We start from the raw sequence: 20,848 nt of genomic DNA, 5'->3' as shown, positions 1-20,848 counted from the left end.
CGGCCGGGGTGCGCTCGTGCAGCCGGGCGTAGAGTGTCGCCGCGGACCCGCGGCGGGTACGGCAGGAGTCGGATCCGCCTTCGCGACTGGAGGAGAAGTGGCCCCGACGACGCTCATCCCCGGATTCGACGCGGCCGATCTCGACATCGGGGAAGGGGTCCGCATCCGCGCGGCGACCGGGGGGAGCGGGCCGCCGCTCCTGCTGCTGCACGGCCACCCGCAGACCCACGCCACCTGGCGCGCGGTCGCGCCCGCGCTGGCGGAGCGCTTCACCGTCGTCGCCACCGACCTGCGCGGCTACGGCGACTCGGCCAAGCCCGGCAGCGGCGGCGACCACGCCCCCTACAGCAAGCGGGCGATGGCCGCCGACCAGGTGGCCGTGATGCGCGAGCTCGGCCACGAGCGCTTCGCGGTGGTCGGGCACGACCGGGGAGGGCGGGTCGCGCACCGCATGGCGCTGGACCGGCCCGACGCGGTCGAGCGGCTCGCCGTCCTCGACATCGCCCCCACCGCCACCATGTACGCGCGCGCTGACCGCGAGTTCGCCACCCGGTACTTCTGGTGGTTCTTCCTGATCCAGCCCGAGCCGCTGCCGGAGGAGATGATCGCCGGGGCCACGGAGACCTACCTCCGCGCCCACCTTCGCGGGCAGAGCGGCACCGGGGGTGTGCCCGAGGAGGAACTGGTCCAGGAGTACCTGCGCTGCTACCGCGACCCCCGCACGGTGCACGCGGTCTGCGAGGACTATCGGGCCGCGGCGGGCATCGACCTCGCCCACGACGCCGAGGACGCGGCCGCGGGCCGGCACCTCACGCAACCGCTGCTGGCGCTGTGGGGCACAGAGGGCACCGTCGGCCGGACCTACGACGTGCTCGGCACCTGGCGCGAGGTGTCGGCCGGATCGGTGGACGGCCACGCCCTGCCCTGCGGGCACCTCGTTCAAGAGGAAACCCCCCGCCAGGTCACCGAGGCCCTCACCGACTTCCTCACCGCCCCTACACCCCGTTGATCTTGTAGCTATCGTGAATTAAAACGATTTCCCCTCACGATAGCTACAAGATCAACGGGTGGGGCGGGGGCAACAGGACGGGGGTGGGTGCGGCGAGGGCGGGCGGCGAGGGCGGTATCCACAAGACGGAGATCCGGGTGGAGGTCCGCCGGGTGCCCCGGCAGCCTCGGAGGTATGAGCGTTCCTCCCGCACCGAACCTCCCCGCCGCGCTGCCCCCTCCCGCCCACCGCGCTGCGGCGCTGGCCGCCCGGCAGTACGGATCCATCACCTGGCACCAGGCATTGGACTGCGGTATCGACGACGGACTCGTCCGGCGGCTCCTCCGCAGCGGGCACTGGGTGAAGGTGTACCCGCGGGTGTACGCCGTCCGGAGTGCGGTTGAGGGCGCCGAGGAGGACCAGCGGTTGCTGCAGCGGGTGATGGCCGCTCAGCTGGCGCTCGGCCCCGCCGGGTTCGCCGGAGGCGCCACCGCCGCCCGCCTGTGGGGGATGCAGGGGTTTCCGCCGTGGGACGGGCGCGAGATGCACATGGTCATTCCCGCCCTGGGTGCCCAGCGGCACGTACGCGGCATAACCCTGCACTCGTGGGACACCGCAGACGAGGAGATCACAACCGTCGGCTCCGGCATCCGCCTGACCACGCCGGGCCGCACGCTGCGCGACGTTCTCCTGCATGTCGACCGCGACACCGGCGTCAGCCTGATCGACTCCGCGCTCAACCGCGGGCTCGTCCGCCGCACCGACCTGCCGAGCCTCCACGCGGCCAACCGCGGACGCAGAGGGTGCCGCCGGGTGGGCGAGTGGTGGCGGTCGGCCGACGACCGGGCGCAGAGCCCGCTGGAAACCCGGATCCGGCTCGTCTGTGCCGACGGAGGGCTGCCGCCCAGTGCCTTGCAGCACCCGTTCACCGACGCCCGCGGCCGGGTCTTCGCCGTCGCGGACCTGTGGTGGGAGGAGCTGCAGGTCATCGGCGAGTGCGACGGACTGGGGCCCCACGGCCAGGCGCGGACGCTGGCCTACGACCGCAAGCGCCAGAACGCTCTGCAGGCCCACTACCCGGGTACGCGCATCGTCCGGTTCACGTGGGAGGACATCTACAAGCCCGCCTACGTCCTCGCCGCAGTGGCCGGCACCGACCGCCGCTGACGGTGGAGCCCCACTGAGAACGCCTCCTTCTGTTGATCCACTCCCAAACAGCAGAGATGGTGGATCTGACCTGGGAAACCAGTCGGGCTTCGGGAACGTCGATGCCGGCAAGCCGTGCCAACGTGAGCATGGCGTACTCGTTTCCCGGCACCTCCGCGAAGGGCCGGGTCACCGGGGACACGGGGCTCCCTTCCTGTGCTCTGCGTGGAAAGGCTATCGAACGCAGGCGGATGGAGACGGCCTCCGGCGCAGCACGGCGGGATCCGGTTGCAGCGTGCGCGGTCCACCTCAGCCCAGGTCCGCGATCTCGGCTTCCACCTCCGCCGCTCTGGGATCCTCCATGGACTCCAGGATGTCCAAGGCCGCGGTGAGCTGGGCGCGCGCCTCCTCCGTCCTGCCCGCCGCGGCCAGCGCCCGGCCCGCGCCAAGGCGGGCGGCGGAGACGCCCTCCAGGCTGCGGGCCTCCTCGAAGACCGCCGTCGCCGTCGCGTACTCCGCGACGGCCTCGGCGAAGCGCTCGGCGGCGGCGAGGATCGCGGCCAGCTTGCAGCCGGCCCAAGCCGTGGTCCAGGTGTCGGCGATCTCGGTGAACAGCGCGACGGCGGCGCGCGCATGCTCCTCGGCCGAGGCGGTGCGTCCCTGGTCGCGCTCATAGGCGGCCAGGCTGAGCAGCGCCATACCGCGGCCGCGGCGCTCGCCGGCGCCGTGGAAGGCGTGCGTCGCCTCCCACAGCAGCTCCTCCGCGCCCGGGTCGCGGTCGCGCTCCCAGCGCAGTTCGCCCAGCTGGCGCAGCGCGAAGCCCTCAGTCCAGCCGTCGCCCGACTCCCGCGCACCGGCCAGTGCCGCCTCGTAGTGGCCCAGCGCGGTGTCGATCTCGTCGCGCGACCACTCGGCGTCGGCGAGCCCGACCAGGTTGCGGGCCTCGCCGTACCGGTCGCTCGCAGCCCGAGCGGCTTCGAGTCCGATGAGGTGGATCCCGCGCCAGTCCGACCAGTACCACCCGTACTCGAACAGCGGGTAGGCCGTCGCGGGCAGCCGCCACGCGAGGTCGTCGAGCCGGGAGTCGAGCGCGGCGCGCAGCGTCTGCACGATGTTCTCCCGCTCGGCCTCGAACCAGGCGACGGCGTCCGCCGGCGAGTCGAACCCTTGTGCGTCCGCCCGCTCGTAGCGCTCCAGCGGAACGAAGCGGAAGTTCGGCAGCACCGCCCGCACGGCGTTGCGTGCGCAGGTCAGGTACCACGCGCCGAGCCGTCCGATCACCGCGGCCTCCTGCCCGCCGGGCTCCTCGGCGCGGAAGCGCTCCGCGGCGTAGACCCGCAGCAGGTCGTGCATGCGGTAGCGGTCGTGCTTGAGCCGCTGCACCAGGTTCGCCGCGGCCAACTGCTCCAGCAGGCGCCGTGTCCGCCCCGGACGCAGGCCCGCGGCGGCGGCGCAGGCGGCGGGAGTGAAGTCGTCGCCGGGGTGCACGCCCAACGCGCGGAACAGCGCCGCGGTCTCCTCCGCGAGCGCGCCGTAGGAGGCCGAGAACACGGCGCGGACGTCGCTCAGCTCGTCGCCGGTGAAGCCGAGCCCGTCGAGCCGCTCGTCTTCCGCGGAGAGTTCGGCCGCGATCGTGGCCAGGGGGAGGTCCGGTAGCTCGTTCAGCCGCTCGGCGAGGACGCGCAGCGCCAAGGGGAGGCGCGCACAGTGGCCCACCAGCGCGCGGGCCGCCTCGGGTTCGGCGTCTACCCGCGCGGTGCCGAGATGCTCGCGCAGCAGGGCGAGCGACTCCTCCGGGGTGAGAGTCTCCAGAGTCACCTTGCGCGCCCCCTCGCGGAGAGGCAGGACCACGAGTGTGCATTCGCCGTCGACTCGCGGGCGAAGGAGTGCGGGCCAGCCGCCGCGGTCGACGGTGCGCTCGGTCGCAGCGTCGACCGCGCGCAGCCGCGCTTTCTAAACGGCCGCGGGACTCGGATAGGAGGGCCAGTGGTTGAGGGGACCACGCGACGCCTTTCGCCAAGGGGACGTTCCTGCCTTGACTTTTACCGGCATTGGCGTATCCGTGTCAGTCGAACTGCGATTCACCCGGCTATGCGGCGTTCTTCTGGTTCGATCCATCCGGCGTCATTGGCCGTTCTGAGTGAGTTTCGTTGTGCTGTCGGGAAAGGCGCCGAGATGCCCGGGCAACCGGGCGGCCACGAGGGCGGCACCCAGCACAGCACCGTCGATCTTGTAGCTATCGCAAATGGAAATCGCTTTCCTTTGCGATAGCTACAAGATCGACGGAGTTCGGCCGAGTCTAGGCGGTTTCGCTGTGTCTGAAGCGCTCGATCGCCTCGATGACGATCTCCGGGTCGATGCGGACCGCCACCTCTCCGTCGAGCGGGTTCTGTATTGCAGACATCTCTGAATCGGTCAGCTCTACACCCTGAACGACCAGGTCACCTGTATCAGCGACGTAAACCGACGGGCATCCTTTGGCGCCGGACAGCTTGTCCTTCGCGAGCAAGGTGAGCTTCATGATTCTCCCGTTTCGTGGGGGGTTGGGCGAACTCACGCTAACATGGGGAATTGGAACGTTTCCAGGGCGAGTGCGTCTGTTTCGGTGACGGTAATGACGCAGGTGGCCCAGGGAAATTCGCCAGGAAGGAAGATCGCACGCTGGGTGAGCTGCGTTAGTCCCGCAGGTCGGTGGTGATCGGCTTCCGTGGTCCCGGAGACTGCCCGCCGCAATCGGAGCGGTGGCCGCGCGCTGCGGGCGCATACTGCGGCTTGGCGCACGCCGCCTCGGCCGCCCGAGCCGCGACGGCGCGTACGAGGTTCGGGCGGCCCCCAGGGAGGCGCGCTGATTCCGGTCCGGGGTGACCGAGGCGCGACGGTGGCCGAATCTGCGGTCTGACCTGGTATTCCAGCATCGCTTCGGAGGTTTATCGCGCCGGCGGCAGGAGCAGATACGCGAAGGTGATCGGCCCCGCCGCACCGGCGGCTCTCCCAGTCGACGCGGATCTTCATGGGGATGGGCGATTCCGACGCCTTCACCGAGCACTCGAAGCTCGTGCCGACCTGCCAGAAGGTGCGGCTGGTGCACGCCGCGATCCGGGAGCTGCACCGCCGCTCGGGCGAATGGGACTACGAGGGGATGGGAACGCCCGTCTCCCAGCTCTACACGGCCGGAGCCGCCGCGGCGCCGGCCGCCTCGCCCGAAGAGGGGGTCGGCGCCGGCGATGGGCCGCGACCCTTGCCGGCCCCCGGGACGGCGCTGCGCGAAGGCCCGCCGCGATCGGCGCGGCGGCCGCGCGCTACTGTGCCGGGGTAGGCAGTGCGGCTTGGTTCGCGCCGCCCCGGCCGCCCGAGCCGCGGCGGCGCGCGTTCCCCGCCCCGCGGTCCCCGGGCCCGGTGACCAGGCCGCCGGCCGGGCCGCGTCGGCGACACGCGGCGTCCGGCGCGGAAGCGAGTCGCCGAGGAGCCACCGTGACCGGACCCGCCCCCGAGAGACCGTCGGACGAAGGGACCGATCCGGACCGGCCGGCCGTGCGGATCGGCCTGCGCCCCATCGCCAGTCCCGCACCGGTGGGCTTCATGGCGCTGGCTGTGGCCACCCTGATGCTCAGCTCGCTCCAGCTGGGCTGGTTGCCCGCCAGCGAGCGCGACCACGTGTCCCTGGTGCTGATCGCCTTCGCCTTCCCGCTGCAGCTGCTCGGCTGTGTCTTCGGCTTCCTGGGCCGCGACATCGTGGTCGGGACCGGAATGGGCATCCTGGGCGGCACCTGGCTGTCCACAGCGGTGGTCTCCCTGACCTCCCCGCCGGGCGTGATCGCCGTTCCCACGCTCGGTGTGCTGATGCTGGCCGCCTCGGTCGGCCTGCTCGTACCCGCAGCGGGCGCGGCGACGGGCAAGCTGCTGGCCGCTGCCGTGCTGCTGGCAGCCTCGGCGCGCTTCGCGCTGACCGCGGGATACGAGCTGACCGGGGCGCCGATCTGGGCGACCGTCTCCGGAACAGCGGGGGTGGCGCTGAGCGTGCTCGCCCTGTACGGCGCGCTTGCGCTGCTCATCGAGGACATCAGCAAGCGGACGGTCCTGCCCGTGTTCCGCCGGGGTGACAGCCGCGCATCGATGGGGGGAAACCTCCGCGCCCAGCTGGGCAGTATCGAGCGCGAAGCCGGCGTGCGCGAGCAGCTCTGATCTCGCCTGCCCCGGCAGGGCCGGCCCCCGCAGATTCGGCCCCGACGCGCTGCTGCCGGCTTTCGATGGACCGGTTTTCGCCCGTCCGTGTTTCGCGGCGGGGCCAGAGCGGCGGTTTGCGGGCGGTCGCGACGCATTCCGAGCGTTCAGGGGGATCCTCGGGTACCCGATCACGGTGAAACAGGATGCGGGAGTCCTCTATCCGGATTTCGGGCCTCCTGAACGGTGAAACAGTTTCCGTGACTGGATTGATTCGGACATGCGGTGGGTTTCCGGCTCGACTTCCAACAGAGTCATATCCGGGCGAATGCGGCGCCTGCCCGGAGATTTTCCGATGATTTGTACCGAACTTTTCGGATGGCGTATGCAGGGAGGCCGGGGCATGCGTCCAATTGGCCGCGATCCAATGCCGAATTCTCTCTATGCGGCGGCGCGCGCGGTGGTACCGTATTTCTTGCGAAGCTTCGCCTGCCGGTTGCACGGCACCAACGCGTGTCCATCGTTCATTTATACGAAGGGTCGATTATGGCGAACGGCGTGAAAGAGCGCGAGCGGCTGAACGAGCGGTTCGCGCACTGGGACAACAATGGCGACGGCACCATCGACCGCTCCGACTTCGAGGCCGAGGCGCGCGAGATCATGCGCAAGCTCGGCGAGGACGACACATCTCCCCGCGGCCGCGCGGTGTTCGACGCCTACACCCAGATGTGGGACTACCTCTCGAGCAAGGCCGGCAAGAGCTCGCTCAACGCCGACGAGTTCGCGGAGGTCGCCGAGGCCGAGATCATCAGCCAGGGCGACGAGGGCTTCAGCCGCGTGCTGCGTCCGACCGTCAGGGCGATCGTGGACCTCCTCGACAAGGACGGCGACGGCCGGGTCAGCCCCGACGAGTTCTCACGCTGGCTCGACGGGATCGGCGTGGCCGGCGACCCCCAGGCCGTCTTCCGCAGCATCGACACCAACGGCAACGGCTACGTGACCGTCGACGAGCTCATGGCCGCCGTGCGGGACTACCACCTGGGGCGCACCGACGTCCCGCTCCTCGGCCGGTAAGCAGGCGGCCGTGCCGGGGCCGCCCGCAGCGCAGGGGGTGCGGGCGGCCCCGGTTCCTGCCGCCGGGCGTGCCCCATCCCCTCGGGCACGCCCGGCGGCAAAGCGTTGTCCGACCGGATCCGCCCGGTCCCGCCGAAGCGGCACCGGAACGGGTTCCGGTGCCGCTCCAGCACGCCCGACTCAGCCCTCGCGGGCCGCTCCCGCCGCCGCGGCGGTCCGCGCTCCGGGCCGGGAAGCGGGCGCGAACTCCACCCGGTCCTCGGGGTGAAGGTCCAGTTCGCCGCCCGTCAGCGGCGCGCGGGTGTGCACGAGGATGTTGTAGTGGTTGGGGAAGTGGCAGCCGTCGAACCCCAGCACGGTGCCGACCACACGCCCGTCAACCCGCAGCTCGTCCCCGCGGTCGACGACGCCCGCGCACCCGATCTCGGCGAACCCGAGGAACGCCACGCGGTCGATCCGCGAGCCGTCCGCGGTCTCCGCGTGGTCGGTGGCGACCAGCTCGTGCACCTCGCCGGCCCGCACGCACCGGCTCGCGAACGGCAGCAGCTCCATGCCGCGCTCCTCGCGCCGATGGATCAGCACCTTGACCACCGTGCCCGTGACCGCCCGCTTGGGCCCGTCCTCTCCCATCACCGGCCTCCCCCTTCCGTGTCGTGCGCGTTCCCTCCGGCCACCGGCTCCCCTCCGGGCCGCGCTCGGCACTCCGATCTGTAGGCGGCGTCCACCAGGGCGAGCGCCGCCGGTCCGCCGTCGTCGTCCCGCGGGCGGGGGGCGCGCAGACGGCTCGCGAAGTCGCCGAGCACACCCCGGTACTCGTGCCACAGCGAGCTCTTGAAGCCGGGGAAGCCGCCGAGCATGTCGGCGGAGTCGGTGCTTCCGTCGGCCAGCCGTACCCGGACGTCCTTGAGCTCGCCGGGATAGGACCAGTCGAGCTCCACCGAAGCCGTGGCGCCGCCTTCGGAGCGCAGCCCGATCGCGGCCCGCCGGTCGACCGCCTCGCGGTCGCGGGCGATGTGCGCCTCAGCCACGGAAAGCTCGCCGAGCAGCATCCGTGCCAGGTCGAAGGCGTTGGGGCCGTTGTCGGCCACACATCCTCCGCCGCTGCGGGCCGGGTCCAGGTACCAGGCGTCGCGGCCGATGTGGTCCTCGATGCGCTCCAGGTATCGCACCCGCACCTCGGCCACCGGCACCCCCTGCGGCAGCCGGTCGGCGAGGGCGCGCACGGCGAGGTTGTAGCGCCGGTGGAAGGCGGTGAACAGGGTGACTCCGCGCAGCCGGGCCTCGGCTCGCAGCGCGTCGCCGTCGGCGGGAAGGATGGCCAGCGGCTTCTCCACGCAGACCGGCAGACCGGCGGCCAGGACGTCGCGGCACAGCGGAGCGTGCATGTGGTTGGGCGCACTGACCACCGCCGCGTCCAGCCCGCCGCCGGCGAGCATCTCCCGGTGGTCCAGGTAGCAGGGCACGCGGTCGCGCAGCGGGGAGAGCGCCTCGGGGTGGCGGTCGCACACCGCCGCCAGCCGCAGCGACGGCGTGCTCTCCAGCGCGGCCAGGTAGAAGCGGGAGATCGCCCCCAGCCCGATGACACCGACGCGCAGCGGGGTTTCGGGCATCAGCGTCCCCCGTTGGCGGGCGGCGCCGCGACCCTCGCGACCCCCGCGGCATCGGCGGCCTCGGCGAGTTCGCGCAGGAGCGCGGACGGCAGCCGGACACCGTCGCGGCGGTGGCGCGCCGCCGCCTCGGCCTCGTGCCACCCCGGGTAGCGCACCGGCGCACCGGAGTCGGCCGGCGGCCCTTCCAGCACCGCGGAGAACAGTTCCCCGGCGCCGACCCCGAACCCTTCGCGCAGGCGGTCCGGGGCGATGGCCGCAGCGAGGAAGCCGATGTCGTCGTCCCTGCGGTCGTCGACCTCGTCCGCCCCCACCGGCCCCAGGCCGGCGCCGGGCAGCAGCGCCGCCAGGACCTCCACGGCCAGTGCCAGCCCGAACCCCTTGTAGGCGCCGCCGGAGCGAGCCGAGGCTCCGGCGCCCAGCCAGAGCAGGTGCGCGTCGCCGCGATCGAATGCCGCGGGGTCGGTGACGGGCACGCCGGCCGAGTCCGCCAGCCAGCCTGCGGGAACGCTGCTCCCCGCGCGCGCCGCCTCGCGCACGCGGCCCGTCGGAGCCGCGGTCGTGCTCATGTCGAGCACGAACGGGCGGTCGGGGAGCGCGGGCGCGGCGACGCTGAGCGGGTTGGTGCCCAGCATCGGCGCCAGTCCGCCGGGCGGCGGTGCGATGCGCTGGCGGCCGCAGTTGGCGGCGACGACTCCGATCATGCCGTGCTCGACGGCGCGCGCCGCGTGGCGGCCGGCGCACCCGAAGTGGGTGGCGCCGCGGACCGACACGAGCCCGACCCCGTACTCCCGCGCCCGCTGCACGGCTGTGTCCATCGCCGCGCCCGCCTGCCACAGTCCTGGCGCCCGGCAGGCGTCGACCAGCAGGGACGCGCCGTTGTCGGCGACGGTCCGCGGCCGCGCCCGGGGGTCGACGCGGCCGTCGGCGAGTGCGGGCAGGTAGATGCGCGTGAGGTTGGCCAGGCCGTGGGAGGGGTGGCCGCACAGGTCGCCGTAGCACAAAGCCTCGGCGGCGGCGCCGGCGCGCTCGGGCGGCAGTCCGTGCGCGGCGAACATCCGCTCGGCGAAGGCGAGCAGATCGGCTGGGAAGACGCGCCGACCCTCGCCGCGCGGTTCGGGCGGGGCGCCCGGTTCCGGGACGGGGGCGGGGGGAGCCGGTGCACCGGCTCCCCCCTTCACCGCGGCGGAGGGCTGCTGCGTCTCTGGGGCTACCACGGTGGGTGTCGCCTTCCTCTTCATGGTCGAGTACGGGGGGGTGCGGCCCGGCGGGAGGTCCGGGGCCGGATTCGGCGGGATCCCGCCTACGCGTGGGACCGCGCTTCGGGGAGGGCCCGCCGGGTCGCGGCCGTGTGGGGGACCGGTCGCGGCGTTCCCCGGGGTCGGAGCCGCGGAGCACCCGTGGTGCCGAGGTCGCTCCGGGCCGCGGCCGGTCATGCGGTGCGGTCTCCTGTCCGGGGATGCGCGGCCTGCGGGGCGCGGTTCTGCATATCGGGTCGGCACTCGCGGGCGAAGGCCGTGAGGACGCGCGCGACCGCCTCGGCGAAGCCCTCAAGCTCGGCGAGGCGGGCGAACTCGCCGTCGGCGTGGGCGTTGTTGGCGGCCAGGTCGCCGGGGCCGAGCACCGCAGCGGCGGTGTCGGGGACACCGTCCATCCACACCGCGTCGCAGGTGAACGCCTGCTCATCGGAGGGCCAGGGCGCCAGGCCCGCGCTCTCGCCAAGCAGGCGGTGCATCCAGGGGTCGCGGCAGTCGAGGGTGGGCAGGCCGCGCTTGAGCCACTCCAGGCGGGTGATTTTCCGTGCCTCGGCTGCGGTGAGTGCGAACCCGGGCGCCTCGGCGAAGCGCGCCGCGAACGCGTCGAGCCCGCCGTCCACAGCCGACTCGACGGCCACGCCCAGCCGCCGTCCGGCCTCGGTGTCGGCGTAGGGCAGGTTGAGCAGCAGGTCGCCGCTGCCGTAGACCCGGTTGTGCCGCGTGCCGGTGCACAGCCCCGCCACGCACACCGGTTCGGCGGCGCCCGCCCGCGCCGACAGGGACTCCGCCACGTGCTGGGCGAGGAAGCCCAGCAGCACCGTGGCGTTGTGGCCGCCGCCGGGGCGGTCGTCGACGGAGTCGCGCCCGGCCGCCCGCACGCGGGCGGTCATGGCGGCGGTGGAGCGCGGCAGGTAGCGCAGACCGGTCGGTTCGCAGAACAGGTTCAGCCGCCCGACGTGGCCCTGCTCGACCAGCGGGCGGGTGCCGAACGTGCCCAGGGCGCCGCCCTCCTCGCCGGCGACCGCCTGGATCAGTACGCCGATCCCGGAGGCGGTGCCGATGGTCGGCTCGGCGCGCAGCGCCGCGCGGACGCCCGCGAGCAGCGCCACGGCCGGGCCTTTGGCGTCGGCGGCCCCGCGGCCGTGGAAGCTCTCGCCGTCGAAGCGCGGCGGCTCCCAGCCCGACACGGTGTCGAGGTGGACGTTGAACATGGCGGTGGCCGCTCGCGGGCGCGGCGGGCCCAGCCGCAGCACCAGGCTGGGCTCGGCGGCCAGGAACCCGGGGTTCTCGGCTGCCGCCTCGCGCACGGCCAGGGGCACATCGGCGCGGTCCAGCCGGGCCGCCTCCGGTGCCGCGTGGTGGACCGCGGCGAAGCCCAGGCCGGCGGCGGCGCGCCCGTAGGCGTCCTGGGCCTCGCGCAGCCGCGGCGGTGCGGCGCCCGGGCCGGTCTCCAGCATCCCGGCGGTGGGCAGCTCCAGCAGGCGCAGCAGCAGTCGGCGGTCGCTCTCCGACAGGGGCGCCGGGCTCATCCCGGCGCCCCCGCGCCGGTCGCCTGTGTGCCCGCCGCCGCGGCCACGGCCTCCGCGGCGAGGCGGCGCAGCGCCTCGCCCGCGGCGACGAAGCCGTCGGCGTCACCCGTCCCGGCCGCACTGCCGCGGTGCGGGTGGAGCGAGAGGTGCGGCTCGATGGACCAGACGCCCCGGTAGCCGCGCTCGACGAGCATGCGCAGGCACGCGGCCACGCCCGCCCGGCCCTCGCCGGGCGCGGTGTAGGCGGGCTCGCCGCCTCCGGTTGCGGGCAGGGCGTCCTTGACGTGCACGTGCGCCACGCGGTCGGCGATGTCGGAGAGCAGGGCGGGGGGGCCGTAGCCGTGCGCGACGCCGTTGCCGGTGTCGAACAGCAGGCCCAGCGCGGGGCCGGCGGCGTCGAGCAGGTCGAGCATCCGCTCGGCGCGCTCCGCGGCCCACCCGGCGCAGTTCTCGGCCAGCAGCACGACACCGCGGCTCTCCGCGACGGCGCACAGGCGGCGCACCCGCTCCACCGCGCGGCGGCGCCACTCCGGCTCGGCGAGGCCGTCGTTGGGGTAGGTCATGATGCGGATCGCGTTGGTGCCCAGGGCGGCGCAGCGCGCGGCGAGGACCTCCAGCTCGCGCAGGTCGGCGTCGAAGTCGGCGGTGACAGGCCGCGCCCAGTTGCCGATGCGCGAGTCGAGGCAGCAGACGGCGACGCCGCGCGCGTCCAGCTCGGCGGCGAGTCCAGCGAAGGCGCGGTCGTCGAGGTCGGCGACGGCCTGTCCGGCCACGGTGCGCAGCTCCAGGCAGCGCCAGCCGAGGCGGTCGAGCGCGGACAGTTGGTCGTGCAGACCGCTGCCGGCCTCGTCGCCGATGCCGGCGAACGCGATGCCGGGCGCGGGCCCGGGCAAGCCGGCGGCCGCCTGCGCAGCGGCGGGGCCGGGGCCGGGCCGGCGGTCAGGCGGGGTCGGCATGGCGGATCCTCTCCTCGCCGCCCGCGGGCGCGCCCGCCCGCGGGGCCGTCTGGTCGGCGCACATCGCCTTCGCGGCCGAGAGCAGGCGCACCGCGCTGACCTGAAGGCCGAAGGCGTCGCCGACAGGGGGTCTGCGCAGTCCGGCGAAGTGCTCGTAGGCGTTGAGCACGAAGTCGGACAGCGCGTCGTCGTGGAAGACCAGGCGCAGCGAGCCGTCCTCGGTGGAGGCCCGCAGCTGGGAGGTGTCGTCGTCCTCGCTGCACGGGTAGTGGCCCACCAGTGTGCCGCGCTCGAACTCCAAGGTGATGCGGCGCTCGCGGGTGGGCGCGGTCAGGTCGGAGAAGATCTCGGTCCTCGCGCCGGAATCGTGGCGCAGCACCAGTCCCGCCTGGCCGAGGCGGGGGATCTCGACGTTGCCCAGCGCCATGTCGCTCCAGGAGGCCGACTCGACGCGGGCGCCGCCGGCCAGGTCGAGCGCGACCCCCACCGAGTGGGGGAGTTCGACGTCGAAGACGGTCGGGTGGGACCGGCTCGTCAGCGACCGGACGAACCGCGGCTTGCGCTGCACGACGGACACGCTGCGCAGGGCGCCGAGCTCGGGCGGCGGAATCGGAGGGCCGTCGCCGTGGGGACTCAGCCCGTGCAGGCGGCCCTCGCGGACGGCGGCCCGCAGGCGGTGGGTGAGGGCGCTGGTCAGCCACTGGGCGACCACGACCAGGTGCATGTCGAAGCGGCGGCGCAGCGCCACCACGGCCTCCAGTTCGGGCTCGTCGGCGGCCAGCGGCTTCTCGATGAGGACGCGGCGGAATCCGAGTCGGGCGAGCTCCTCCAGGAGCCGGATCCGCACGCCGGGCGGCGTGCACAGGTGGACGACGGTGTTCGCCGGTTCGGCGGCCTCGGCGGCCGCGCGCAGGGACGCGACCGGCCGCGTGCCCGGGGGCGGGGGGTCGGGGCGGCCGAGCGGGTCGAAGCAGAGGACCGGCCGGGGGGCGAAGACGGGGCGCCGGCCGGCCAGGGACCCGGCCCGCGCCAGCGCCGGGAGGTGCAGGCCGCGACCCGCGCGGCCCAGCCCCACGACGAGTGTCTGCAGCATGGCGGGCACATCACCCCTTCGTGATCTGCGAATTCTCATTCGGGCGCGGGCGGACGGACACGTCCGCTTCCGGAGTTCCGGGGAATACGGACCGATCAATTGCCGCAGGAGCGGCTGCCGGGTGTTTTCAGGGTGGTTCGCAACGATTCGCAACGACGGTTTCGTGAACGGATCCAGATTCGGGCCGAAGTCCCGCGGTTGTCAACCGCAATACGCGTTTGTCGGCGCCGAGTGCGCCGGGCGTGCTTGATTCTATGCAATTGCATCTGGGATATGAAGGGAAGCGCGGTGAAGTGCGGTTTCTGTCAGTCGTATGCCGGATTGAGTCGGATTAAGCCTTTACCTGAACACCGCCTTCACGGTGCCTCGGCGCCCGTCGGGCCCTGCGGTCCGCGATTCGTCGGACGGGTTTCCGGATTTCCCGGTTAGCTTCGCCGCGGCCAGGGCATAATCGGGTCCGCCTTGGAAACCGGCGGTCGGAAAACGGTGCCCCCCGTCGTTCGACCTGTTTCGCCGGCCCCCGATATTCGACCTAGGTGTTGCATGGAACGCGAATTTCCGGACGCCGTTTCAGCGGTTTCCGCGGCGGTGGCCGATCCTGTCCCGCAGACCGCCGCGGAGCCGCCGCCGGTACCGTTCTTCACCCAGCGCGACACGTTCGCGCGAATGTGGCCCGACATCCGCCGCCACTGCTGCGACGTGCTGGACAACGGGAAGTTCTCGCACGGCGGCAAGGTCGCCGAACTGGAGGCGGCGCTCGCCGAGTGGACCGGCGCCGGCCACGTCGTGGGCGTCAACTCCGCCACCGACGCGCTCGTGCTGCTGCTGCGCGCCGTCGGCCTGCGCCCGGGCGACGAGGTCGTCGTACCGGCATTCAGCTTCATCGCCTCCGCTTCGGCCGTCGCCCTGGCCCGCGGCCGCCCGGTCTTCGCCGACATCGACCCCGCCGACTACGCGATGGACCCCGCGTCCGCCGAGGCAGCCGTCACCGACCGAACCCGGGCGCTGATGCCGGTGCACCTGTTCTGCCAGATGGCCGACATGGCGGAGCTGGGCGCGCTCGCGGCCCGCCGCCGGCTCGCCGTCGTCGAGGACAGCGCCGAGGCCATCGGCATGCGCTGGAACGGGACCCACGCCGGCCTGCTCGGCGCCGGCGGAGTGCTCTCGTTCTTCCCCGCCAAGACGCTCGGCGCCATCGGCGACGCGGGCGCGGTCATCACCGACGACGCCGAGATCGCACGCACGGCCGCCGCCCTGCGCCACCACGGGCGGCGCGGCGACACCCTCGACGCGTTCTCGCGCATCTCCACTACCACCAGCCTGCCCGGCCACAACAGCAAAATGGACGACCTGCAGGCGGCGGTGCTGCTGGCCAAGCTGCCCGACCTGGAGTCCGGCATCAGGCGCCGCGCCGAACTCGCCGCCGCCTACACCGAGCGGCTGCGCGGCGTGCCCGGCGTCGTCCGCCTGCCCGCCCCGGTGCCGCGCCCGGCGGTCGCGGACCCCGTCTACTACGTCTACCTCGCCGAGTTCGAGCGCCGCGACGAGCTGGCCGCCCACCTCGGCGAACACGGCGTGGGCACCGAGGCCTACTACCCGGTGCCGCTGCACCTGCAGCCCTGTTTCGCCCACCTCGGCCACCGCCCCGGCGACTTCCCCAACGCCGAAGCCGCCTGCGCCCGCGCGCTCGCCCTGCCGCTCTACCCCGACCTCACCCTGGACGGGGTCGACCGCGTCTGCGCGCTCATCACCCGCTTCTACACCGGAAAGGAGCAGGCGTGATCCCCTTCTTCCCGCCCGACCTGTTCGAGGCCGACCGCGCGGAGCTGCTGGAGGCCCTGCACGCTGTGGGCACCGATCCCGACCAGCGCTTCATCCTCGGCCGGCGCACCGCCGAGTTCGAGGAGGCCCTGCGCCGGCGGCTGGGCGCGGCCGACGCCGTCGCCTGCTCCAGCGGTACCAGCGCCCTGAGCCTGGTGCTGGCGGCGATGGACGTCGCGCCCGGCGACGAGGTCGTCGTGCCCGCCTTCGGCTGCGCTCCGCTGGCCGCCGCGGTCTGCGGGCTCGGCGCGGTCCCGGTGTTCGCCGACGTCGACCCCCGGACCCTGGTCGCCGATCCCGCGTCCGCCGAGGCAGCCGTCACCGACCGCACCCGCGCCCTGATGCCCGCGCACATGTTCTCGGTGATGGCCGACATGCCGCGCTTCGCCGAGATCGCCCGGCGCCGCGGGCTGCGCCTGGTCGAGGACTCCGCGGTGGCTCAGGGAGGCGTGCTGGCCGGACGCCCCGCGGGTCTGTGGGGCGAAGCCGGGGTGTTCTCGTTCGTCCAGGTGAAGACGTTCGGTACCGCGGGCGAGGGCGGAGCCGTCGTCACCGGCGACCCCGGGCTCGGCCGGACCGTGCGGATGCTGCGCAACCACGGCCAGGACGGCACCCGCCGCTTCGTGCACCACCGCGTGGGCTACAACAGCCGCTTCGACGAGGTCCTCGCCGCCTTCCAGCTGCACCGCTTGCCCGGGCTCGACGACCGCTTGGAGCGCCGGGCGCGCATCGCCGACTACTACACCGAGCGCTTCGCCGACCTCGCCGACCGCGGTGTGGCAGCGCCCCCGCCCGGCCGCGAAGGCCGCTGCTTCTACGTCTACACACTGCTGGCCGAGCACCGCGACGACCTCAAGGCCCACCTGGACCGCAACGGCGTCGGCAACCACGTCTACTATCCGCGCCCGCTGCCGCGCCAGCCCGCGTTCGCGCCCTACGCGCCGCCGGGCGCCGCCTGGCCCGGCGCCGAGTACGCCGCCCGGCGCAACCTCTCCCTTCCGCTCTACCCGCACCTGAGCGACTCCCAGGTCGAGCACATCGCCGACTCCGTATGCGCCTACGCCCGCCACAGCGGGAGCGACCCCCTCGTTCCGAGCCGACGAGCACCCTAGGAGTATCCCGATGGCACCCGACGATCCCCCGCGAAGCACCGCCGCCCCCCGCCCCCGGCAGCATCCCGCCCTGCTCGCCAGGGCCGGCGCCTACGCCCGCCTGGCCAAGCTCGACATCATCGACTACTACCTCGGCCTGCTGGTGGCGTGGAGCCTGCTCGCCCCGGTCGAACGCACCGACCCCGCCGTACTCGCCGCACTGGTGCTGCTGCTCGCGGGCGAGCTGTGCATGGTCGCCGTCATGACCTCGTTCGACGACGTCACCGGGCTGCGCGACGGCAGCGACGCCGCGAACTACGGCCCCGACGCCCCCCGCCGCAAGCTCGTCCGCAAACCGCTGATCGCCGGCACGCTCAGTGAGGCCGAGGCCATCCGCTTCGGCTGGGCGGCGGCCGCCGCGACAGCGCTGATCTGGGGCGCGGCGGTCGCCGTCGCCCCGCACAGCCCGCTGTGGGCCGTCGCCGCGCTCGCGCTCTGCCTCGTGTGCTCGGCCCAGTACTCCTGGGGCCTCAAGCTCAGCTACCACGGCTGGCAGGAGGTCTTCCTGGTCGCGCTGGGCGTGGGCCTGCTGGCCGGACCCTACGGCCTGCTGTCCGGGACCCTCGACGCGTTCGTGGTCGTCCAGGGCGTGCTCTTCGGATTGGGCCCCCTGCTGTTCGGGGTCTACTCCAACACCAACGACATCCCCGGCGACGCCCGGGTGCACCGCCCCACCGTCGCGGTGCTGACATCGCCCCGCGGAAACGCCGCCTTCATCGCGGCCGTCTCCGCCGCCGAGGCGGCGATCATCGTCGGGGCCGCGGTCGCGGGCGTCGCGCCCTGGTGGTTCGCGCTCGCCCTGTCGCCCGTCGTCGCCTTGCGCGCCCGCCAGTGGACCATCGGCTTCGTCCGCGGCGACATCCTGCGCGCCCGGAACCTGGGCATCAAGATCCACCGCGTGGCCGTCGTCCTGCTGATCGCGGTCAACCTGGCGCGCCCGCTCGTCCCCGGGGAGACCCTGTGACGCCTAGTCGCCGGGCGGGGACGGGCCACCGACGCGCGGGCGGACCGCGATGACCGCAGCCGCACCACCCGACATCGACGCCGCGGTCGTGGGGGCCGGGATCGGCGGCCTGGCGACCGCCCACGCCCTTCGGCGGGCGGGCCGCGAGGTTCAGGTGTTCGAGGCGGCCGACTCCGTCGGCGGCCGGATGCGCACCCTGCGCCGCGGCGGCTGGACCGTCGACACCGGCGCCGAGATGATCCCGTCCGCCGGCTACCCCGCCACCTGGGCGCTCATCCGCGAGCTGGGCTTCGGCGCGGCCGACGTCCCGCGGGTGTCCCGCGCCCTGTCCGTCTGGCGCGACGGCCGCGCCCGCCCCAACGCGGGGCGCCCGCTCGGACTGCTCACCGGCGCCGGACTCTCCGCGCGCGCCCGCTTGGAGCTCCTGCGCCTCCTGAGCGGCGGCGGCGACGAGGCGACCGGCACCCTGGAGGAGTTCGCCGAGCGCCTTGGTCCCGAGCTGCGCGACGGATTCCTCTTCCCGCTCGCCGCCGGGTTCTTCGGCTGGCGCCCGGAGCGCTCCGCTGCCGCTCCGCTGCTCGCCCACCTGCGGTCCACCGGCAGCGCCGCGCATTGGCGCACCTACCGGGACGGCATGGACACCCTCGCCCGCAGGCTCGCCGCGGGCCTGGACGTCGCGACCGGCCGGGTGGTGCACGAGGTCGCCGCCGTCCCCGGTGGCGCTCGCCTCACCCTCGACGGCACCGCGGTCACGGCGCGCTCGGCCGTGCTGGCGGTGCCCGCGCCGCTCGCCGGAGGCCTGCACCCGGGCGCGCCGCAGGAGGAGCGCGACTTCCTCGCCGCGTGCTCGTTCGCGCCGATGCTGCGCGTGAGCCTGGAGCTGGCGCGCCGGCCCGCCGGCGCTGCGGGCATGCGGGGATTCGCGGTCCTCATCCCCGCCGCCGAGGACGACCTGGTCAACGTCGTCACCCTCGACCACAACAAGCACCCCGACCGCGCGCCCGCCGGGCGCGGCCTGGTCTCGCTGGTCAGCACGCCGCGCGCCACCGCATCGCTCATCGGCGCGGGCGACGCCGAGATCGCCGCGGCGCTCGCCGAGCGCGCCGAACGCTACCTGCCCGGACTGCGCGGCCTTCTCGGCCGCGTCCACGTCCACCGGTTCCCGCACGGGCTGCCCGAGGCCGCGCCGGCGGCGCTGCGCGCCCGCGCGGCGTTCCGCGGGCGCCCCGCCCGCGCGATCGACTACGCCGGCGACTGGGTGGAACTGCGTCCCTGCAGCGAGGGCGCGGTCGCCTCCGCGCACGTCGCCGCCTCCCGCGTCCTCGCCGACGCCGCCGAACGGTGCCCCGCGCACGGAGCACGCCCAGTCCCCGGGAAGGACAACCGATGAAACGGCTCGACGTCGCCACGCTGTTCGACACGCTCGCCGACCGGAACAGCCCTACCACCGCCTACCTCAGCCGTCCGCTGGACGTCGACCCGAGCGCCGCCGTCGAACTGGGCGTCGCCGACCTGGCCGCGCTGGTCGAGGACGCGGCCGGCTGGCTGGCGGCGGCGGGGGCGGGCCCCGGCGACCGGGTCGCGCTCGTCAAACGCAACCACTGGGACATCGTGCTGCTGGCCATGGCGGCGATCCGTCTGGGCGCTGTGCCCGCCCCCATCTCCGCCCACGTCACACCTCCCGCTCTGGGCACGATGCTGGCGCGGCTGCGCCCCGAGGTACTGGCTCTCGACGGTGCCACGGCCGAGCGCCTGCGCGCCGCCGGAATCGATCCGCCCGCCCGGCGCCGACTGCTGCTCGACGGTGACCCCGAGGCGCTGCCCGGCGCGGTGCCGCTGGCCGACGCCCGCGGCCACCGGGCTCCCGCGCCACCGCGGAGGCGCGACGACGCGCCGCTGATCATCGTGCACACCTCCGGCACCACCGGCACCCCGAAGCTGGTGGTGCACTCGACGCGGACCATCGTGCGCCGCCTTATCGGTTTCGAGGCGCACCGCTGGCCGGTGCTCAGCAGCCGTCCCGACGACACGGTCGCCTCGGCGACGTCCTTCGTGCACGGCCGCGCGTTCGCCTGGACGGCGAGCGTGTTCTGGCTGCGCCCGCGCGCTGTCGCGCTCGTCGCCGACCACGCGCCCGAGAGCGCCGAGCCGTTCCTGCGCGAGCACCCGCCCACCACGCTGGAGGCGCTCCCGGCCACCTATGTGCGCTGGCAGCCGCTGGCCCGCGCCAAGAGCGCCGACAACGTGTTCCGCCGGGTCCGGCTCTACATCAGCACCTTCGACGCCGTGCACCCGCCCGCCGTGCGCGGCTTCCTCGCCGCCAGCGCCCACCGCCGCCCCGTCTGGCTGCAGGGCTGGGGCCAGAGCGAGACCGGACCGCTCACGTTCCGGTTCCTGACGCGCAGTGCGCTTGCCGGAGTCGGCGACCGCCGCCCCACCACCCGCGACCTCGGCCGCCCGGTACCGGGCCGCACCCGGCTGCGCGTCGTCGACCCCGCCACCCTGCGCCCGCAGCCGCGCGGCCGCCCGGGGCTGGTCCTGGCCCGCACGAAGGCGCTGGGCCACGGGTACGTGGGCGAGCCCGAGCGCTGGGCGGCCAAGGAGCTGGGCGGCTGGTGGAACACCGAGGACATCGGCGAGGTGGCCCGGAGCGGATCGGTGCGGGTGCTGGACCGCGAGGTCGACGCCGTGGATCGGATGAGCTGCATGGAGATCGAGGACATCGTCGACGACCGGATTCCCGAGGTGCTGGAGTGCGTCGTCCTGCGGCCCCGGCAGGGCCCGCCGCTGCCGGTCGTCGTCACCGAGTCGGGCCGGCTCCACCCCGACGCCTGGCGCCGGGCCACGTCCGACCTCCCGCGGCTGGCCGATCCCCTGATGGCGGTCTGGGACGACCTTCCCCGCACCGGGACCGGCAAGGTCCGCCGCCTCGAGCTCCGCGCCCGCCTGCTGGGCACCTCGCGCCGCATCCCGCGCCCGCGCGTCGCCGACTCCGCCTCGGCCGAGCAGTGACCCGCGCAGAGGGCCCGCGGAGCGGCCGCGGACACAGGCCCGGGGGCGGCGGGAGCCATGCGCCGCGGACGGCGCGGCGGCTCCGGTGCG

18 protein-coding genes are annotated in these 20,848 nt (G+C 74.0%); 10 read left to right on the top strand and 8 right to left on the bottom strand.

Annotated features, from left to right (window positions below):
• Positions 1-97: 97 nt before the first annotated feature.
• Together RM446_RS04795 and RM446_RS04790 are read left to right on the top strand one after the other, a co-directional pair.
• The gene (locus RM446_RS04795; protein WP_311543867.1) at positions 98-1,009 is read left to right on the top strand and encodes an alpha/beta fold hydrolase; all 912 of its coding nucleotides are present in this window, start codon (positions 98-100) and stop codon (positions 1,007-1,009) included.
• A gap of 174 nt (positions 1,010-1,183) precedes the next feature.
• Entirely contained in the window at positions 1,184-2,155 is a 972-nt protein-coding gene (locus RM446_RS04790) for a hypothetical protein (RefSeq protein WP_311543866.1), read from the top strand.
• Between the two features lie 288 nt (positions 2,156-2,443).
• Here RM446_RS04790 and RM446_RS04785 read toward each other — a convergent pair whose 3' ends face one another.
• The gene (locus RM446_RS04785) at positions 2,444-3,985 is read right to left on the bottom strand and encodes a hypothetical protein (RefSeq protein ID WP_311543865.1); all 1,542 of its coding nucleotides are present in this window, start codon (positions 3,983-3,985) and stop codon (positions 2,444-2,446) included.
• A gap of 448 nt (positions 3,986-4,433) precedes the next feature.
• Positions 4,434-4,655, bottom strand: coding sequence for a hypothetical protein (locus RM446_RS04780; RefSeq protein ID WP_311543864.1), 222 nt, complete (start codon positions 4,653-4,655; stop codon positions 4,434-4,436).
• A gap of 495 nt (positions 4,656-5,150) precedes the next feature.
• Between RM446_RS04780 and RM446_RS04775 the strand changes: the two genes are divergently transcribed.
• From RM446_RS04775 to RM446_RS04765, 3 genes are all read left to right on the top strand, one after another.
• Positions 5,151-5,450, top strand: coding sequence for a hypothetical protein (locus RM446_RS04775; protein ID WP_311543863.1), 300 nt, complete (start codon positions 5,151-5,153; stop codon positions 5,448-5,450).
• Between the two features lie 155 nt (positions 5,451-5,605).
• Positions 5,606-6,316, top strand: a complete 711-nt coding sequence (locus tag RM446_RS04770) for an acetate uptake transporter family protein (RefSeq protein ID WP_311543862.1) — start codon at positions 5,606-5,608, stop codon at positions 6,314-6,316.
• 525 nt (positions 6,317-6,841) lie between these two features.
• Complete coding sequence (locus tag RM446_RS04765) at positions 6,842-7,369, top strand: EF-hand domain-containing protein (protein ID WP_311543861.1); 528 nt, start codon at positions 6,842-6,844, stop codon at positions 7,367-7,369.
• Positions 7,370-7,549: 180 nt separating this feature from the next.
• Here RM446_RS04765 and RM446_RS04760 read toward each other — a convergent pair whose 3' ends face one another.
• The 6 genes from RM446_RS04760 to RM446_RS04735 all read right to left on the bottom strand — a co-directional run bounded on the left by RM446_RS04760 (position 7,550) and on the right by RM446_RS04735 (position 13,810).
• Positions 7,550-7,999: a DUF6917 domain-containing protein gene (locus tag RM446_RS04760; RefSeq protein WP_311543860.1), complete on the bottom strand. Its 450-nt coding sequence runs from the start codon at positions 7,997-7,999 to the stop codon at positions 7,550-7,552.
• Complete coding sequence (locus RM446_RS04755) at positions 7,999-8,979, bottom strand: Gfo/Idh/MocA family protein (RefSeq protein ID WP_311543859.1); 981 nt, start codon at positions 8,977-8,979, stop codon at positions 7,999-8,001. Before RM446_RS04755 ends, RM446_RS04760 begins: the two co-directional genes overlap by 1 nt.
• On the bottom strand, positions 8,979-10,193 hold the full coding sequence (locus RM446_RS04750; protein ID WP_311543858.1) for an Ldh family oxidoreductase: 1,215 nt from the start codon (positions 10,191-10,193) through the stop codon (positions 8,979-8,981). The genes RM446_RS04755 and RM446_RS04750 overlap by 1 nt, the downstream gene beginning before the upstream one ends.
• 215 nt (positions 10,194-10,408) lie before the next feature.
• Complete coding sequence (locus RM446_RS04745) at positions 10,409-11,761, bottom strand: M20/M25/M40 family metallo-hydrolase (protein ID WP_311543857.1); 1,353 nt, start codon at positions 11,759-11,761, stop codon at positions 10,409-10,411.
• A complete protein-coding gene (locus RM446_RS04740) occupies positions 11,758-12,717 on the bottom strand; it encodes a sugar phosphate isomerase/epimerase family protein (protein WP_311543856.1) in 960 nt (319 codons plus the stop codon). Before RM446_RS04740 ends, RM446_RS04745 begins: the two co-directional genes overlap by 4 nt.
• Complete coding sequence (locus RM446_RS04735; RefSeq protein WP_311543855.1) at positions 12,701-13,810, bottom strand: Gfo/Idh/MocA family oxidoreductase; 1,110 nt, start codon at positions 13,808-13,810, stop codon at positions 12,701-12,703. Before RM446_RS04735 ends, RM446_RS04740 begins: the two co-directional genes overlap by 17 nt.
• Before the next feature lie 543 nt (positions 13,811-14,353).
• On the opposite strand from RM446_RS04735, the gene RM446_RS04730 reads away from it, so the two are divergent.
• From RM446_RS04730 to RM446_RS04710, 5 genes are read left to right on the top strand one after another with little or no spacing between them, the layout of a single operon-like run.
• Entirely contained in the window at positions 14,354-15,592 is a 1,239-nt protein-coding gene (locus RM446_RS04730; RefSeq protein ID WP_311543854.1) for a DegT/DnrJ/EryC1/StrS family aminotransferase, read from the top strand.
• A complete protein-coding gene (locus tag RM446_RS04725) occupies positions 15,589-16,743 on the top strand; it encodes a DegT/DnrJ/EryC1/StrS family aminotransferase (RefSeq protein WP_311543853.1) in 1,155 nt (384 codons plus the stop codon). Before RM446_RS04730 ends, RM446_RS04725 begins: the two co-directional genes overlap by 4 nt.
• Positions 16,744-16,753: 10 nt before the next feature.
• On the top strand, positions 16,754-17,746 hold the full coding sequence (locus RM446_RS04720) for a UbiA family prenyltransferase (RefSeq protein WP_311543852.1): 993 nt from the start codon (positions 16,754-16,756) through the stop codon (positions 17,744-17,746).
• Between the two features lie 49 nt (positions 17,747-17,795).
• A complete protein-coding gene (locus tag RM446_RS04715; RefSeq protein WP_311543851.1) occupies positions 17,796-19,136 on the top strand; it encodes a protoporphyrinogen/coproporphyrinogen oxidase in 1,341 nt (446 codons plus the stop codon).
• Positions 19,133-20,758, top strand: a complete 1,626-nt coding sequence (locus RM446_RS04710; protein ID WP_311543850.1) for a class I adenylate-forming enzyme family protein — start codon at positions 19,133-19,135, stop codon at positions 20,756-20,758. Before RM446_RS04715 ends, RM446_RS04710 begins: the two co-directional genes overlap by 4 nt.
• The last annotated feature ends 90 nt before the right edge of the window (positions 20,759-20,848 follow it).

This window comes from Streptomonospora wellingtoniae (genome assembly GCF_031845375.1).
GTDB classification, from domain to species: Bacteria; Actinomycetota; Actinomycetes; order Streptosporangiales; family Streptosporangiaceae; genus Streptomonospora; species Streptomonospora wellingtoniae.
Note: the sequence above shows the minus strand (reverse complement) of the source record. Positions and strands in the feature narration are given on the sequence as shown.

What these genes read in the sequence shown, in the direction of transcription:
- RM446_RS04790 (WP_311543866.1), top strand. Translation starts at nt 1,184, where the DNA reads ATGAGCGTTCCTCCCGCACCGAACCTCCCCGCCGCGCTGCCCCCTCCC.
- RM446_RS04780 (WP_311543864.1), bottom strand. Translation starts at nt 4,655, where the DNA reads ATGAAGCTCACCTTGCTCGCGAAGGACAAGCTGTCCGGCGCCAAAGGA.
- RM446_RS04775 (WP_311543863.1), top strand. Translation starts at nt 5,151, where the DNA reads ATGGGCGATTCCGACGCCTTCACCGAGCACTCGAAGCTCGTGCCGACC.
- RM446_RS04765 (WP_311543861.1), top strand. Translation starts at nt 6,842, where the DNA reads ATGGCGAACGGCGTGAAAGAGCGCGAGCGGCTGAACGAGCGGTTCGCG.
- RM446_RS04760 (WP_311543860.1), bottom strand. Translation starts at nt 7,999, where the DNA reads ATGGGAGAGGACGGGCCCAAGCGGGCGGTCACGGGCACGGTGGTCAAG.
- RM446_RS04755 (WP_311543859.1), bottom strand. Translation starts at nt 8,979, where the DNA reads ATGCCCGAAACCCCGCTGCGCGTCGGTGTCATCGGGCTGGGGGCGATC.
- RM446_RS04745 (WP_311543857.1), bottom strand. Translation starts at nt 11,761, where the DNA reads ATGAGCCCGGCGCCCCTGTCGGAGAGCGACCGCCGACTGCTGCTGCGC.
- RM446_RS04740 (WP_311543856.1), bottom strand. Translation starts at nt 12,717, where the DNA reads ATGCCGACCCCGCCTGACCGCCGGCCCGGCCCCGGCCCCGCCGCTGCG.
- RM446_RS04735 (WP_311543855.1), bottom strand. Translation starts at nt 13,810, where the DNA reads ATGCTGCAGACACTCGTCGTGGGGCTGGGCCGCGCGGGTCGCGGCCTG.
- RM446_RS04730 (WP_311543854.1), top strand. Translation starts at nt 14,354, where the DNA reads ATGGAACGCGAATTTCCGGACGCCGTTTCAGCGGTTTCCGCGGCGGTG.
- RM446_RS04720 (WP_311543852.1), top strand. Translation starts at nt 16,754, where the DNA reads ATGGCACCCGACGATCCCCCGCGAAGCACCGCCGCCCCCCGCCCCCGG.
- RM446_RS04715 (WP_311543851.1), top strand. Translation starts at nt 17,796, where the DNA reads ATGACCGCAGCCGCACCACCCGACATCGACGCCGCGGTCGTGGGGGCC.
- RM446_RS04710 (WP_311543850.1), top strand. Translation starts at nt 19,133, where the DNA reads ATGAAACGGCTCGACGTCGCCACGCTGTTCGACACGCTCGCCGACCGG.